The 14,158-nt window shown below is 51.5% G+C and carries 17 protein-coding genes and 1 tRNA gene; 16 read left to right on the top strand and 2 right to left on the bottom strand.

From position 1 onward, the window contains the following. Nucleotides 1-102: 102 nt before the first annotated feature. The 16 genes from HMY34_RS17065 to HMY34_RS16990 all read left to right on the top strand — a co-directional run bounded on the left by HMY34_RS17065 (nt 103) and on the right by HMY34_RS16990 (nt 11,940). On the top strand, nt 103-1,791 hold the full coding sequence (locus HMY34_RS17065) for an AAA family ATPase (RefSeq protein ID WP_202716633.1): 1,689 nt from the start codon (nt 103-105) through the stop codon (nt 1,789-1,791). Next, nucleotides 1,788-3,665: a histidine kinase gene (locus tag HMY34_RS17060; protein ID WP_228287899.1), complete on the top strand. Its 1,878-nt coding sequence runs from the start codon at nt 1,788-1,790 to the stop codon at nt 3,663-3,665. The genes HMY34_RS17065 and HMY34_RS17060 overlap by 4 nt, the downstream gene beginning before the upstream one ends. Further along, nucleotides 3,655-4,305, top strand: a complete 651-nt coding sequence (gene narL, locus HMY34_RS17055; protein ID WP_202716632.1) for a two-component system response regulator NarL — start codon at nt 3,655-3,657, stop codon at nt 4,303-4,305. The genes HMY34_RS17060 and narL overlap by 11 nt, the downstream gene beginning before the upstream one ends. Before the next feature lie 107 nt (nt 4,306-4,412). Beyond that, complete coding sequence (locus HMY34_RS17050; RefSeq protein ID WP_202716631.1) at nt 4,413-5,369, top strand: tyrosine-type recombinase/integrase; 957 nt, start codon at nt 4,413-4,415, stop codon at nt 5,367-5,369. Between the two features lie 15 nt (nt 5,370-5,384). Next, nucleotides 5,385-5,924 carry a ProQ/FINO family protein gene (locus tag HMY34_RS17045; RefSeq protein ID WP_202716630.1) on the top strand — a complete coding sequence of 180 codons (540 nt, stop codon included), beginning with the start codon at nt 5,385-5,387 and terminating at the stop codon, nt 5,922-5,924. A gap of 33 nt (nt 5,925-5,957) precedes the next feature. After that, the gene (locus HMY34_RS17040) at nt 5,958-6,242 is read left to right on the top strand and encodes a BrnT family toxin (RefSeq protein WP_202716629.1); all 285 of its coding nucleotides are present in this window, start codon (nt 5,958-5,960) and stop codon (nt 6,240-6,242) included. Next, entirely contained in the window at nt 6,239-6,496 is a 258-nt protein-coding gene (locus HMY34_RS17035; protein WP_202716628.1) for a BrnA antitoxin family protein, read from the top strand. The genes HMY34_RS17040 and HMY34_RS17035 overlap by 4 nt, the downstream gene beginning before the upstream one ends. A 16-nt stretch (nt 6,497-6,512) precedes the next feature. Next, a complete protein-coding gene (locus tag HMY34_RS17030; RefSeq protein WP_202716627.1) occupies nt 6,513-6,761 on the top strand; it encodes a hypothetical protein in 249 nt (82 codons plus the stop codon). A 365-nt stretch (nt 6,762-7,126) separates the two neighbouring features. After that, nucleotides 7,127-7,324: a hypothetical protein gene (locus HMY34_RS17025; RefSeq protein WP_202716626.1), complete on the top strand. Its 198-nt coding sequence runs from the start codon at nt 7,127-7,129 to the stop codon at nt 7,322-7,324. Nucleotides 7,325-7,335: 11 nt separating this feature from the next. Further along, complete coding sequence (locus HMY34_RS17020; RefSeq protein ID WP_202716625.1) at nt 7,336-8,073, top strand: hypothetical protein; 738 nt, start codon at nt 7,336-7,338, stop codon at nt 8,071-8,073. Nucleotides 8,074-8,080: 7 nt separating this feature from the next. Next, the gene (locus tag HMY34_RS17015; protein WP_202716624.1) at nt 8,081-8,767 is read left to right on the top strand and encodes a head maturation protease, ClpP-related; all 687 of its coding nucleotides are present in this window, start codon (nt 8,081-8,083) and stop codon (nt 8,765-8,767) included. Then, nucleotides 8,764-8,976: a hypothetical protein gene (locus HMY34_RS17010; protein ID WP_202716623.1), complete on the top strand. Its 213-nt coding sequence runs from the start codon at nt 8,764-8,766 to the stop codon at nt 8,974-8,976. The genes HMY34_RS17015 and HMY34_RS17010 overlap by 4 nt, the downstream gene beginning before the upstream one ends. 194 nt (nt 8,977-9,170) lie before the next feature. Continuing rightward, nucleotides 9,171-9,434 carry a hypothetical protein gene (locus tag HMY34_RS17005; protein ID WP_202716622.1) on the top strand — a complete coding sequence of 88 codons (264 nt, stop codon included), beginning with the start codon at nt 9,171-9,173 and terminating at the stop codon, nt 9,432-9,434. A 35-nt stretch (nt 9,435-9,469) separates the two neighbouring features. After that, nucleotides 9,470-10,477, top strand: coding sequence for a transposase (locus tag HMY34_RS17000; RefSeq protein WP_202716621.1), 1,008 nt, complete (start codon nt 9,470-9,472; stop codon nt 10,475-10,477). A 62-nt stretch (nt 10,478-10,539) separates the two neighbouring features. Further along, nucleotides 10,540-11,526: a hypothetical protein gene (locus HMY34_RS16995; protein WP_202716620.1), complete on the top strand. Its 987-nt coding sequence runs from the start codon at nt 10,540-10,542 to the stop codon at nt 11,524-11,526. A gap of 117 nt (nt 11,527-11,643) precedes the next feature. After that, complete coding sequence (locus tag HMY34_RS16990) at nt 11,644-11,940, top strand: hypothetical protein (RefSeq protein WP_202716619.1); 297 nt, start codon at nt 11,644-11,646, stop codon at nt 11,938-11,940. A gap of 182 nt (nt 11,941-12,122) precedes the next feature. On the opposite strand, the gene HMY34_RS16985 is transcribed toward HMY34_RS16990, so the two are convergent. Both HMY34_RS16985 and rpoD read right to left on the bottom strand, forming a co-directional pair. Further along, a tRNA-Ile gene (locus tag HMY34_RS16985) sits at nt 12,123-12,198 on the bottom strand. 14 nt (nt 12,199-12,212) lie between these two features. Next, on the bottom strand, nt 12,213-14,093 hold the full coding sequence (gene rpoD / locus HMY34_RS16980) for an RNA polymerase sigma factor RpoD (protein ID WP_202716618.1): 1,881 nt from the start codon (nt 14,091-14,093) through the stop codon (nt 12,213-12,215). Between the last annotated feature and the right edge of the window lie 65 nt (nt 14,094-14,158).

Below are 14,158 nucleotides of genomic sequence, written 5' to 3'. Positions count from 1 at the left end.
TCAGTTTGCCATTTTGGCTACGAAGCAGGTGGCATGGCAACTACAGCAACGCTTCGGCGGAAATGCTATGATTGCCCCATGCAGCCACACGCAGGAACACCCATGAAAACTCCCTACGGCGAAAGTAACTTCAAGAAAGTCATCAGCCAAGGTTTCATCTACATCGACAAAACAGCTTACATCGCCAAGCTGGAGGATCATGGCAGCTACCACTTTTTGTTGCGCCCACGCCGTTTCGGTAAAAGCCTGTTCATTTCGATGCTGGAACATTACTACGATGTGCAACGCACGGATGAATTCGCGGCGCTGTTTGGCAAGCTCTACATAGGTCAGCACCCAACCCCATTAAAAAACACCTATCAGGTGCTGTTCATGGAGTTTAGCGGGATTGAGACAGGTAGCCACGCACAGGTATTTAATGGTTTCAATGCCAATACCAGCCTGCACTTGCAGGCATTTCTCGAACGCTACGGCTATGGGGATGCCGCAATAGCGGGGTTGGCAAACTACCAAACACCTGCGGATAAGATGAAATACGTATTCACCTTGGCGAATAACCAGAAAATCCTGCTACTGATCGACGAATACGACCACTTTGCTAACGCACTCCTCGCTGAAGACCCAGGCTTGTTCCAAAGCGTTATGGGCAAAGGTGGGTTCGTGCGTAGTTTTTACGAAACCATCAAAACGGCAACCCAACGCGGCACGGTAGACAGGCTATTCATCACAGGCGTTACGCCGCTCATGCTTGACAGCCTAACTAGCGGTTTTAACATCGGTAAAAACCTTTCCCTGCACCAAGACTTCAACACCACCATGGGCTTCACCCAAACCGAAGTCGTTAGCCTGTTACAACCGCTGGTTGAGCAGTGCAAACTGGATGCGGACACATTACTCGGTGACATGGCGCACTGGTATAACGGCTACCGCTTCCACCCCAAAGCCAAGGAAACCGTGTACAACGCCAACATGGTGCTGTATTTCCTTGATAATTTCAGGATGGAGGAATGTGCCTACCCCGAATTGATGTTGGATGACAATATCGCTTCGGATTACCGTAAAATCATGGCGTTATTCCACATCGGCGACCGTGAAGCCAATTATCAAGTGCTGGATGAACTCATCAACGTAGGCACAGTAACCGCACAACAACAACGTAAGTTTGAACTGGACAAGGATTTCAACCGCGACGCTTTCATCAGCTTGCTGGCTTACATGGGGTTTGTGACTATTGCAGGGAGTACCCTGACCCAAACGGTATTCGCCATTCCCAACCACGTTATCCGCGAACTATATTTTCAGTATTTCAAGGTCGAACTGGAACGCCGTAATCAAATCCGCATTCCTGATCAGGCGGTGCTGCAAGCCATTGAAACGCTGGCTTTGCACGATGACATCCAACCGCTGATCAATGAAATGCAAGGCGTTTTGCAGCTACTGTCCAACCGTGATTTTGTCAAAATGGATGAAAAACACGTCAAAACGCTCTTACTGACGTTGCTTTACCAATCTCCGGTGTACTTCATCCAGAGCGAACGTGAAATGAATCAGCGTTACCCCGATATTTTACTGCTGGAACGCAGCCCCTATAGCGTTCCACATCAGCATTTGATCGAACTGAAATACGGGAAAAAATCTGCCAAAGCTGACGGTTGGAATGCCAAACGGCAAGAAGGCATTGAGCAGGTACACGAGTATTTGCAATTGCCGACCATTGCAGCACTTCCCAAACTCAGCGTGTGGGTGGTACTCACCAATGGAGAAGAAGTCGAGGTCGTGAAAGAAAAATGAACCGCCTTCTGTGGAACAAACTCCAAAACTCCCTGCTGCTACGGCTAGGCGGCATGATCGCTGCCATCACCGTTCTCGCCGTCGTCGGCATGTCCACCTCGTGGATGGTCGCGGAAACCACCCAAGGCAACGGCGAAGCCATCAACGTCGCCGGAAGTTTGCGGATGCAAAGCTGGCGCATGGCATCGCTCTACCAACGCATTCTACAAGACCCCAGCCCCACGCACCGTAACGACTTACAACAAGCCATCCAACGCTTTGAAACTGATCTCACAGCGGACTCGATCCTCTCCGTATTGCCCGCCGACGAAACCACCCCGCTCAAACAAGTATACCGACAAGTGGAAAATGGTTGGCAGCAACGCATCAAACCCGACCTGATTCCCCTGCTGACCACGATCACCACTACTGCTGCCGATACCGCGTTACTCGATGCCATCCCACAATTCGTTGCGCACATCAACGATCTGGTCAAGCAGATTGAAGAAGCCACCGAAGCCAAAATCTTCGTCTTGCGCGTCATTTTGGGTGTCGCTGTGATTGGCACAATCCTCGCCGTCATCCTCTCCATTTACTTGGTCAACAACCTGTTCGTCACCCCTCTCAAAGGGCTGTTGGGGTTAACCGACCAAATCCGCCAAGGCAATCTCGCGGTGCGCACCGAACTCGGCGGCGAAGACGAAATCGGGCAATTGGGACAAGCTTTCAACCTCATGGCAGAAGATTTGTCCAAACTCTACCAAGACCTCGAAGCACGGGTCGAACAAAAAACCGCCGAACTCACCCGCAGCAATCGTTCGCTGGATTTGTTGTACCGCTCCATCACCCGCTTGCACGGCATTGCCCCTGACCGCGCCGTCTTCCATAACGTGTTGAAAGATGCCGAAGCCGTGCTGGGTTTAGGCAATGGCACGATTTGCCTCAAAGAAGACAACAATCAGCAAGGTGATGTCGTCGCCACCACATCCAGCGATGGCAAAAGCCCCATGTGCCAACGCGCCAACAGTTGCACGGAATGCCACGACCCGCACGCCGCCCGCATGGACACACTCCCCGACGGTCGCCAAATCCTGCGAATGCCACTCACCGATGCCGAAAAACGTTACGGCATGTTAGCCGTCGATGTCCCCGCCAACACCACCGCCGAACGCTGGCAAGTGCAATTGCTGGAAGCATTATCGCGCCACATCGGTGTCACCATTGCCTCCGAACAACGCAGCGAACAGCACCGCCGCGTCTCCTTGCTGGAAGAACGCGCCGTCATCGCCCGCGAATTGCACGATTCCTTGGCACAATCGCTGGCGTACATGAAAATTCAAGTCAGCCGCTTACGTGCCGCCGTGAAAAACCCAGCGGATGCTACCGAAGTCACCGCAGCTTTGGAAGAATTACGCGAGGGTCTCAACAGCTCCTACCAGCAATTGCGCGAACTGCTCTCCACCTTCCGTTTGCGCATGGAAGACGACGATTTAGGCATGGCACTGGCGCAAACCACCACCGAATTTGCCGAGCGCGGCAACTTGCCGATTGCGCTGGAGGTCAGTTTAGGCAACCTCAACCTGACCCCCAACGAAGAAATTCACCTGCTGCAAATCGTGCGCGAAGCCTTATCCAACACCCTCAAACACGCGCACGCCAGCCAAGCGTGGGTGTCGTTGCAGCGTCAAGACGATAACCATAGCCTGCAATTGCGCATCGAAGATGACGGCGCAGGTATCCAAAAAACCGCCAACCTGCACCATTACGGCATGGCAATTATGGACGAACGCGCCCGCGCCCTGCATGGCATACTGCAATACTTGCCGCGCACGGGCGGTGGCACTTGCGTACAACTCGATTTCACCCCCAAAACAAGGATTGCCCATGCCGCTTGAAACCCCGCAACGCCTGCTGATCGTGGATGATCACCCCTTGTTTCGCAAAGGCGTGCGCTATTTGGTCAATATGGTGCCTGATTTCATCATCGTCGGCGAAGCTTCCTGCGGGCAGGAAGGCATCGACATGGCGTTGGAACTTGCCCCCGACATGATCCTGCTCGACCTGAACATGAAGGACATGAGTGGCATCGAGGTACTAAAAGTCATCAAAGCCTCTGGCAGCGATGCACGGGTAGTGATGCTCACGGTTTCCGATCAGGCGAGTGATTTGGTGGCAGCGTTACGCGCAGGCGCAGACGGCTATTTGCTCAAGGAAATGGAACCTGAAGATTTGGTTGAAAAGCTGGCGGAAGCGGCGGCGGGACGCATTACCCTCACGGAACGCCTGATCAACTTGCTGGCACACGCGATGCGCCACGACGCAATTCACCCCAAAACCAGCTCCGAAGCCGGTTTGACTGAGCAGGAACAGCGCATTCTGGAGCGCGTCGCGGCGGGTAAAAGCAATAAGTTGGTAGCGCGTGAATTGGGCATTACCGAAGGCACAGTCAAAGTTCACGTCAAACATTTGTTGCGCAAACTCAACCTGCGGTCGCGGGTGGAAGCAGCGGTGTGGTTTGTGGATCAGCACAAATAAAAACAGCGAGCCGCTTTAAACGTAAGGAACTTTCGCTGATAGCCACCACCCGCCAAACGAGTTACCAGCAAAAGCAAATCAGGGCAGAGGGGCAGCAATTCGCTAACATGACCTTGGGAAAAGTGTTCAAGGATTATCTGACATCGCATAAGAATCTGAAGCCCGTCACGATTGCCGATTATGAGCGTGCTGTCAGCGTCGGTTTTTCCGACTGGGAGTCTCTGCCGTTGATCAGCATCACCCGTGACATGGTAGAGGAACGTCACCGCGAACGTAGCCAACACTCAGAGGCACGGGCAAATAACGAGATGCGCGTGTTACGTTGCATCTTCAATTACGCTGCTGAGGAATACTTTGATGACAATCAGCAACCGCTGATCAAATCCAATCCGGTCAAGCGCCTCTCACACAGCCGCGCATGGAACCGCGTTGACCGCAAACAGACCATTATCAAAAATGACGAACTCCCGATCTGGTACGAAGCGGTAAATTCACTGCCGGAATGGTACGGCGGCGCACTCGCTGAAAAGGCGCGGGTCTATTTCCTGCTAACCCTGTTCAGTGGCTACCGGTGCACGGAGTCCAGCACCTTGCTGTGGGAAAATATCGACCTGATCAACAATACGATCAGGCTGGAAGACACCAAAAACCACCAAGCGCACACACTGCCGCTCACCACCTACACCCGCGATTTGTTGACGCAATGGCAAGCCCGCAGTGGACAGGGCAGCGGCTTAGTATTCCGGGCGACTGACAACACCTCGCCCCTGTCCAGCGTGGAGAAAACGATAAAGGCCATCCGCACCAGGTCGGGTATTCACTGGGAAATGCACGACCTGAGACGCACGTTCGCCACCACTGCCGAAAACATCGGTGTTCGCGGCTATACCCTGAAGCGCCTGATCAACCACAAGACCGGCGCGGCGGATGTGACCGGCGGTTACATCGTGACCGACGTGGAAAGTCTCAGAGAACCGATGCAAACCATCACCGACAAGCTCTTAAGCCTGACATCCGGTACACTATCCGCATCCAAGACCGCAGCGGCGGCAATCAATACCTGAAAAGGAAGTTTGGACATGACCGACACCCCGAAAAAAACCTTAAGCATTACGCGCAAACCTGCCAACAGTGGCACGGTAAATGCCACCGCTGGCACAATCCAACGCACCGGCAAACGCATTATCAGGCGTGACGAACTGCCGCAAGTGCAGCGCATCCCCGCACCCAAACCCAAGCCACCCGCCAGCGCCAAACCCAAGAAACCGCGCAAGCCACCCGCACCGAAAAAGCAGGTCACGCCACCGTCACAACTGAAGATGCGCGAATTGAACGACCGCCTAAACGCCTTCCGCGTCTGGTTCAACTGCCAACCGCTGGCAATCGGTATTGAAAAGGAAATCTTCCGACTGGTGAACGAGGAGCACTTCCCCGGCGCAAGCAAGAACGTTGTGCAAAAGCTGCTGAGGATGCACGTTAATCACGGTGTCTACCTGCAAAACCTCAAACACGGCACAGACCGCTATCAGCTCGACGGCACGCCCGACGGCACGATTGATGACTATCAGCGCCAGCTCGCAACCGACACCCTGACAACACGCTTACAGGGTAAGTCTTGACAGGCAAAACAAGCGTATGTACAAAAGCCATATATGGAAGAGTTAATATTTACATGGGATGAGCGCAAGCGCCAAACCAACCTAAAGAAGCACGGTATCGACTTCGCAGACGTGACCGGGATTTTTTACGATGATGAAACCATCATCATAGAAGATTCCAGTCATTACGATGAGCAACGCTATATTGCTCTTGGAATGGATGCAAAGAACCGTGTTGTTGTCGTTGTCCATGTTTACCGTGAAGAGGATGTTATCCGCATCATTTCAGCGCGTAAGGCAGACAAGACAGAACATCAACAGTTCACAGGTGGAATATGAAAGAACACTATGATTTCAGCAGCGGTGTACGCGGCGCGGTTATCAAAACCAGCAAAGAGAAAATCACCATCAGGCTCGACCCTGAAGTTATCCAGTGGTTTCGTGACCAAGTGCAGGGCGGCGGCAATTATCAAAGCCTGATCAATGACACCCTGAAAGCGCATATCAAGCAACAGGGCGAACCCCTAGAAGCAACCTTGCGGCGCGTTATCCGCGAAGAAATGCAAAGCGTAAAACTGTCAGAGGCGGCATGAAAAGAGGGTAGTAGCCATGAGCCTAGACAAAGCCGTTAAGCACGGCAAAGAGCGACGCAAGCCGCATACAGGCGGCAAACTCATTGCTAATTCATGCAGGAATCACGGTGGTTGTCCGTGGTGCGAAGGCAACCGCCTACACAAGCACAAGCGCCGCGAACCCATATCAGACGATCAAATCATTGACCCCGAAGAGCCGCACCTGATGCGGCTTTTTTGTGTCTGGGATTCCCCCGGCCTGCTTGCGTGTCAAGGTCGGGCGTAGCCCGTTCATTTTAACCTTGATACGCCTTCTTAAGACAAACTAACGCAAGGGGTGCAACATGGTTGCACCCCACTAGCCTAGTGGCAATGAGCGACAAGGAAAGCATTACTTATCAATGTATTAAATATAATAATTAAAGTAGATTATTAGGTTGTTTGGAACGCCAACGCCCAAGAATCGCATTCTTTCTTGCTCGCACTTGCCGTTTTTGAATTCCGTCCATATTGGAAATGATCTTGGATTGGAAAAGGGCGGCAATGGTGAAAAACGAAACAACTAAAACGGTATTTTTGGGGTTTGAGGGTAAAACACTGGACAATGGTTTCTTTATAAATAACGTCGTGATGACGTAAAGGACAAATCTCATGGAAGCCTTACAGACACAAGTAACCCAAGCGATCAAGCAAGCCCGTTACAACCTGAAAGACGGGCAAATGAAACCCGAAGACGAAACCACTCTGAAAACAATGCAAGCCGACATTGATCAAAAAATTGCAGACCTTCAGGGAATCCGTAAGCAAATTGCATCATTCAATCTTTCGATTGCTGGTCACTACTCTTAAGGGGTGTTGTTATGTTCCATTTTGTGGATGAGCGGGCAACGAGCCTGCAACCATTATTTACTGACGATCTGCAAACCGTCTGTGACGACTTCTTCGCATTTGTCGACGCGCACGGGCTGGTATACAACTACAGTCCATTCAAAGTGGGCAAGCCCCCCAAGGGTTTGCACATCGCCATGTATCGGACTGAGTATGACCGGATATTATCCCGGCTCAATAAAAGCCCCGACACCTTGGCAGTACTGCAACGAGTGGCAAACGACCTGCAATCGCATATTGAGCGCCTTGATAACTCAATCACCGATCAATCGCGAATCCTCGCAGAGTCTAACGACTGGTTAACCACCATCGACGATGACTATTCCCAAGCCGTTATGTTTGCCGACGATGACAAGCTCTATGAGATTGAGGTGGCAATCAAAGACAAGCAGGATTTGATGCAGCGGCTAACGATCAAAAAAGCCGGACTTGAAAAAGCACGGCAAAAAATCGCGAATATAAAAGCCATTGTGTCGGCTATGGCGGCGTGGTTATCGCATCAACTCGCACTCGACGCGGCATTAACCGCAGAGCAAGCGTTTAATGAAAAATTGGCACAATTTGCCCAAGACCTCCATGAGTTCCGTGGCGTGGCTAATCGTGTGCGGATGTACACAGACGGCGGCATCGTCATGAAAGTGGTCAACGCGCTCGGCATGGCTAAACATTTATATGGGCATCAACAATGGATGATTTCAGAGCGTTATTAGATAGCTATTGCAACACCGGCACACCGGCACACCTGCAAACCTAGACCGCGCTACCGCAAAAGCCACCAGCAAAACCGCTGATATATACCTGTTCGGCGTAATCGGCGGCGAAACTGCCAACCTTGACCAATTCAAGCGCAATCTTGATGCAGCAAAAAAAGCCGACACCATTAACGTGTACATCAACACCGTCGGCGGCGCATTCAACGATGGCTTGCCCATCTACAACCTGCTCGAACAACACCCCGCAAAAATCACCGTAAAGATAATGGGTTACTGCCTATCCATCGGCTCGGTAATCATGCTGGCAGCGGATAAGATCGAATGCGCGGCAAACGGTATGATCATGATTCACCGGGCGCAAGGGTTCACCTATGGCGACGCTGGCGATCACGCCAAAACAGCCACCGTCTTGCAAAAACACGAAGCGGCAATTATTCCTCACTATGCCAGCAAGTTACGCAAGACTCCCAACGAAGTGCAAGCGCTGCTGAATGCCGAAACGTGGTACACCGCACCAGAGGCAAAAGCCGCCGGTTTGATAGATGCGATTATCGGTAGTGTTGACCCGGATACCGCCAGCGACGGCGCGGGCATGACTGGCAGCGGGCGTGACATCATCAATGCCTACAAGTGCAAACCCGGCACACTCTGCTTACCACACAGCGGGCAGGGCAGAGGGCATTACTCATGACTAACTCATTAATCAAATCAGGCGTTTACAAGGTATATCGCGGCGCGGTACTCAGTGGCACTTTTACCGATTACGGCGGCGCGTGTCTCCATGCCAGAAGCGGGCAGTGGGTGATGCTTGCACCGTTCGCCACGTTGACAGCGCAACCAAAGACGAAACCCCGCTTTATCGTGCGGATTTGCTCACAGCGGCGGCGGATTGGGTATTAAAACCACTGCCAAAATCAACAGAGCCTTGATTCATACAGCCGATTGACAGACAGTCGACAACCTAACGACATAAAAAAAGGGGAACTGTTGAGAGTCATACGCGCCAACTTAAGCCCCTAACCCCTTGTTTCCTCTTGCAAACAAGATGTGGCAACCCCACACAGATGCTTTTACCGACCAAAGTGAAAGTTCCCATGAAGTTGCCACCATTATTAGATACCCGTTTTGCCCAATTCCTGCAAGTGCTGCCAGCCGATTATCAGGAACAAGCGTATGCCTTCAAAGCCTTCGCCCGTCCCCGCAAGATCAAAAGCCCGCTGCAATTGCTCCAGTTAGTGCTGGCTTACTGCGGTTTGGACTTGTCGCTACGCAGTTGCGCCGGGGAGGTCGCCCAGAGGCAGGGCTACCTCAGTGACACGGCGGTAAAAAAAGACTGGAAGCCTGTGTTCCGTGGGTAAAATCCCTGCTGGCAGGCGTATTTGGGCTAAGCGAGGTGGTCGATAGCGGCAAACTGCGCTTTATCGTCATTGACGGCTCGACCGTGCAAGAACCGGGTGCAACTGCCACAACGTACCGCCTGCATATCGCGATTGATTTGATCAACCTCAGCCTGCATCAAGTGGAAGTCACCACCGATAAAGAAGGCGAAAACCTCGACCATTACACCTTGGAAGCAGGCGATGTGGTGCTGATTGACCGGGGTTATAACCAACCCAAAACGCTTGTCCCTTTCATCGACCGGGGCGGTGACGTGGTATTACGCTACAACGCCCACAGCATGAACCTGTATGAAGATGGCAAAGGGGATGATACCGGACACCTAGTCAAAATCGACTGGTACACGCGCTTACGTAAGCTCGGTAAACGCCCCAGTTGTGTGCCGGTTTGGTTATGTCATGGCAACAAACGCATTCAGGGCTACCTTCATGCCATCCCCTTACCCGAAGAAAAGGCTGCTGAAGCCCGGCGCAAAGCCAGACAACGCGCCAAAGACAAAGGACGTAACCCCAGCACGGAAGCCCTTTGCCTGAGCGAATGGGTACTGATTTTCACGTCATTACCGCCTGAAGTGCTGTGTACCACCACCGCATCTGCACTCTATCGTGTCCGCTGGCAGGTTGAATTGGTGATCAAACGCCTCAAAAGCTTGCTGAATGTCGATGAACTACGAGCGCACAAAGGCTCAAAACTGGCTGAACTGTATCTACACGGCAAATTATTGTACGCAGCCGTGCTGGAAAAGATGACGCAAAGTCGCTTTGCCGATGCCAAACGCAAACTCGACAATCCTCGCCAACTCACTGATTGGCGACTTTGGAAAACCGTCGCGGACGACCTCAAAGCAGGCATCAAAGCCTGTTTTCCTGTCGATGCACGCTTTGCGGATGACAATATCAAGAGTTTGAGCGAACGCCCCAGAAAGCGGACGTTGCAATGTTTACCCAGCCCCATTTTTGCTCTGTTGAACCAATGCCGAGAAATGGCGTTGAGCCGTGTTTAATCAAGGGGATAGGGGCTTAAGTTGGCGCGTATGACGAATCCCCTACCCCGCCAATTCAGCGTATGTCTGTATCTGACACCATCCGTGCGTTAGTGGATGCAGTTAAAAAGTCAGGTGCTACCACTGAAGCCGATATTCAGGCGCAAGTATTCGACGCTTATGCAAAACTGTTTAACCCGTGCGATCTTGACGATAAAGACCTGTTAAAAGTAGCGGGCAAAATTGCCAAGAGTGCCACCCCTGCCACCGCATTTCCTGCCACACCATTTCAGCAACGTACCGGCGCAACTGGCCTCCACAACCCCGCGTTAGGCACGGCTGAAGAGCATTTTTCTCTCCCACTTCCCGTGACCGAATCCGTGATCGATTCCCGTGACCGTGACCGAAATTCCGTGACCGGTCACGGAAACCCGGTCACGTCGGTCACGCCGGTCACGGAATCGGTCACGGACGAAGAGAAAATTAAGATGCGTGAAAAACTAGCAATGCTTGAACAAAAATTAGCCGATCAAAAAGCCGAAATGGAAGCACAAGCAGAGCGTGACCTAGAAAGTCGGTCACGGATGGAAGCCAATGCTCAAGCCAAACGTGAAGCCGAAAAAGAGGAGCAGGAGAGGGCGGAACAGGCACAAGCAGAGCGTGACCGAATCCGTGAACTAGAAAATCGGTCACGGGCTGAAGCAGCAGAGAAGGCCGCTCGGTCACGGGAGGCCGAAATTCGGTCACGGGCAGAGGCAGCAGCAGCACAAGCGGCGCGTGACCTAGCAGCAGCAGAGGCAGCAGCAGCGGAAAAAGCAGAGCGGGGAAGCGTGACCGACGAACAGATTGAACTAGCAACGGCGGTGATTAGAACGGCAATTGTTGAAGGTCATATTCAGAAAGTCGGTTCACCGCAAACCAGTCCAATTTTAAAAGCAGCGGGTTTGCCAACCAGTAGCGACACCCTGAAAATATTGAGCAAATACGCCTGCAAACAACTGGAAACAGAAAAACTGGTTGTGCAGAATCCGAATAAGGCAAACGGGCAACCACTTTATTTAATCGCATAATCACCCAAAGCGGGCAGGGTAGCACCTGACCCGCATTAAGTGACCATCAAAGAGCCGGGATTATTCTCGGCTTTTTTCTATTAACATTTTTATTAATCTGTCAGTGAGGTAATTATTTTGTATCAAGACTGGAAACAATGGGCGCGGGCGGTTTATGCCATCCTGATATTATTAATGGTCGGATGGCTGATAAAACCGGAGCAATTAATTCACGGCGCAGGCTGGCAAGAAATCAAAGAACTGTGGTGGGGAACAGGCTTCGTTCAAGCCGTACTGTTTACCGTATCCGCCGGGTTGATATTCCCCAAAGAAAAAAAGCTGGAAGAGAATTTTTTAGACGTGGGCGGGGATTTTTGGCAGTTCATTGTCGGATGTTACCTAAACGGCTTTGCGTGGTTCATCGCCATTCTCTAGTGTGCATCAAAACCTGATCAAGAAAGCCGTGTCATCTGATGCGGCTTTTTTTGACCATAGAGTAGGGTGCTAATCCCTTGCGCCTTGTCCCCACAAAAACCGCAGGGATGACCCTATCATGACCCCGACCAAAACGGCGGGGAATCATCGGGCGGCAAAACAACGCAACACCTTGATAAAATTGGTGGGCCCACTAGGACTCGAACCTAGAACCAAAGGATTATGAGTCCTCTGCGCTAACCATTGCGCCATAGGCCCTAAAATCGCTACGCTCAGTTTGTGGGTAAGACACCCGGCTCGTATTCTAAGAAGCTGCGAAGCATATCCGAACGGCTCGGATGACGCAACTTGCGCAACGCTTTGGCTTCAATCTGACGGATACGTTCACGGGTTACGTCGAACTGCTTACCCACTTCTTCGAGCGTATGGTCGGTGTTCATGTCGATACCAAAACGCATCCGCAGCACTTTAGCTTCGCGGGAAGTCAAACTGGACAAGACATCACGAGTCACTTCCGACAAACTGGAAGTAGTCGCAGACTCAATCGGCGACAAAATATTGCCATCCTCGATAAAGTCACCCAAGTGAGAATCTTCATCGTCACCAATCGGCGTTTCCATCGAAATCGGCTCTTTGGCAATTTTCAGCACTTTGCGGATTTTATCCTCCGGCATATCCATCGCTTCAGCCAATTCTTCCGGTGTAGCTTCACGACCTTTTTCCTGCAACAGCTTGCGCGAAATGCGGTTGAGCTTGTTGATGGTTTCAATCATATGTACCGGAATACGGATAGTGCGCGCCTGATCCGCAATCGAACGGGTAATCGCCTGACGTATCCACCAAGTGGCGTAAGTCGAGAACTTGTAACCACGGCGGTACTCAAATTTATCCACCGCTTTCATCAGACCAATATTGCCTTCCTGAATCAAATCAAGGAATTGCAAACCACGGTTGGTGTACTTCTTCGCAATGGAAATCACCAAACGCAGGTTGGCTTCGACCATTTCCTTTTTCGCACGTCGCGCCTTGGCTTCACCTACCGACATGCTGCGGTTAATGTCTTTGATTTGCGAAATGGATAAATTGCATTCGCGTTGAATGCCTAATAATTCTTGCTGCGCTTCCTGAATTTTTGGCAAGAAGCTCTTCAAACGGGTATGGTCGCCGCGTTTATCCGCACAATAACGATCCAACCAAGTCAAATCGGTTTCATTTTGTGGGAAACTGTCGATGAAATCCTGACGCGCCATGCCGCCTTTTTGGACGCACAATTTCATAATGTGGCGTTCATTTTGGCGAATCTGATCCACGATTTCATTTAACTGCACGGTCAACTGTTCGATGATCGGTTGCGCTAAACGGAATTCCATGAACTTGAGTGCCACCGCCTCACGCGCCGCCGTGTAAGCCGATTGGTTATTGCTGGCGCAAGCTGTTTTGGACGCTTCGTACAATTCGCGCAATTCTGCAAATTTAATCCGCGCTTCTTCAGGATCAGGGCCGGTATCGACTGGATCAGCAGCGTCTTCGTCATCTTCTTCTTCGACGACGGCGACCGCTTCTTCTTCAGCCGCAATAGCGGCTTCTTCCAATTCTTCCGGCACAGCAGCAACCTGAAATGCCGTCAAATCTTCATCCGGGTTAACAAAACCGTTGATGATGTCGGTTAAACGGATTTCTTCAGAATCAATCAGGCTGGCTTTTTCCAGCAACACCTCTGTCGAGGCCGGGTATTGCGCCAACGCTCGCAAGATTTCGTTCAAACCGTCTTCGATGCGGATCGCAATCTGAATTTCGCCTTCACGGGTCAACAGTTCCACCGTTCCCATTTCACGCATGTACATGCGTACCGGGTCAGTAGTTCGCCCGAAATCGCCATCCACATTCGCCAACGCTGCGGCGGCTTCTTCTGCGGCTTCATCGTCGGCCTGCACCGCTTCATCGTTTAGCAACAGGGAATCGGCATCCGGGGCATGTTCATACACCGTAATACCCATATCGTTGATCATCGCAACAATATCTTCAATCTGCTCCGGATCAACGATGGTATCGGGAAGGTGGTCGTTGACCTCAGCATAGGTGAGGTAGCCCTGCTCCTTACCTTTGGCAATTAACTCTTTCAAGCTGGACTGCTGCTGCTCTTCTTGACTCATGCCCTAAAACTCTCTGGAAAAAAGGTCGGTAACTATATCACATTTTTCTAAAATGCAACCACATG

The organism is Thiothrix subterranea, from assembly GCF_016772315.1.
Lineage (GTDB): Bacteria > Pseudomonadota > Gammaproteobacteria > Thiotrichales > Thiotrichaceae > Thiothrix > Thiothrix subterranea.
This window is presented reverse-complemented; position numbering and strand designations above follow the sequence as displayed.

Excerpts from the sequence above, each read along its gene's own strand:
- HMY34_RS17040 (WP_202716629.1), top strand. The coding sequence starts at position 5,958 with ATGGAAGAGTTAATATTTACATGGGATGAGCGCAAGCGCCAAACCAAC.
- HMY34_RS16995 (WP_202716620.1), top strand. The coding sequence starts at position 10,540 with ATGTCTGTATCTGACACCATCCGTGCGTTAGTGGATGCAGTTAAAAAG.
- HMY34_RS17010 (WP_202716623.1), top strand. The coding sequence starts at position 8,764 with ATGACTAACTCATTAATCAAATCAGGCGTTTACAAGGTATATCGCGGC.
- HMY34_RS17060 (WP_228287899.1), top strand. The coding sequence starts at position 1,788 with ATGAACCGCCTTCTGTGGAACAAACTCCAAAACTCCCTGCTGCTACGG.
- narL (WP_202716632.1), top strand. The coding sequence starts at position 3,655 with ATGCCGCTTGAAACCCCGCAACGCCTGCTGATCGTGGATGATCACCCC.
- HMY34_RS17005 (WP_202716622.1), top strand. The coding sequence starts at position 9,171 with ATGAAGTTGCCACCATTATTAGATACCCGTTTTGCCCAATTCCTGCAA.
- HMY34_RS17030 (WP_202716627.1), top strand. The coding sequence starts at position 6,513 with ATGAGCCTAGACAAAGCCGTTAAGCACGGCAAAGAGCGACGCAAGCCG.
- HMY34_RS17065 (WP_202716633.1), top strand. The coding sequence starts at position 103 with ATGAAAACTCCCTACGGCGAAAGTAACTTCAAGAAAGTCATCAGCCAA.
- HMY34_RS17050 (WP_202716631.1), top strand. The coding sequence starts at position 4,413 with ATGACCTTGGGAAAAGTGTTCAAGGATTATCTGACATCGCATAAGAAT.
- HMY34_RS17035 (WP_202716628.1), top strand. The coding sequence starts at position 6,239 with ATGAAAGAACACTATGATTTCAGCAGCGGTGTACGCGGCGCGGTTATC.
- rpoD (WP_202716618.1), bottom strand. The coding sequence starts at position 14,093 with ATGAGTCAAGAAGAGCAGCAGCAGTCCAGCTTGAAAGAGTTAATTGCC.
- HMY34_RS17025 (WP_202716626.1), top strand. The coding sequence starts at position 7,127 with ATGGAAGCCTTACAGACACAAGTAACCCAAGCGATCAAGCAAGCCCGT.
- HMY34_RS17045 (WP_202716630.1), top strand. The coding sequence starts at position 5,385 with ATGACCGACACCCCGAAAAAAACCTTAAGCATTACGCGCAAACCTGCC.
- HMY34_RS17020 (WP_202716625.1), top strand. The coding sequence starts at position 7,336 with ATGTTCCATTTTGTGGATGAGCGGGCAACGAGCCTGCAACCATTATTT.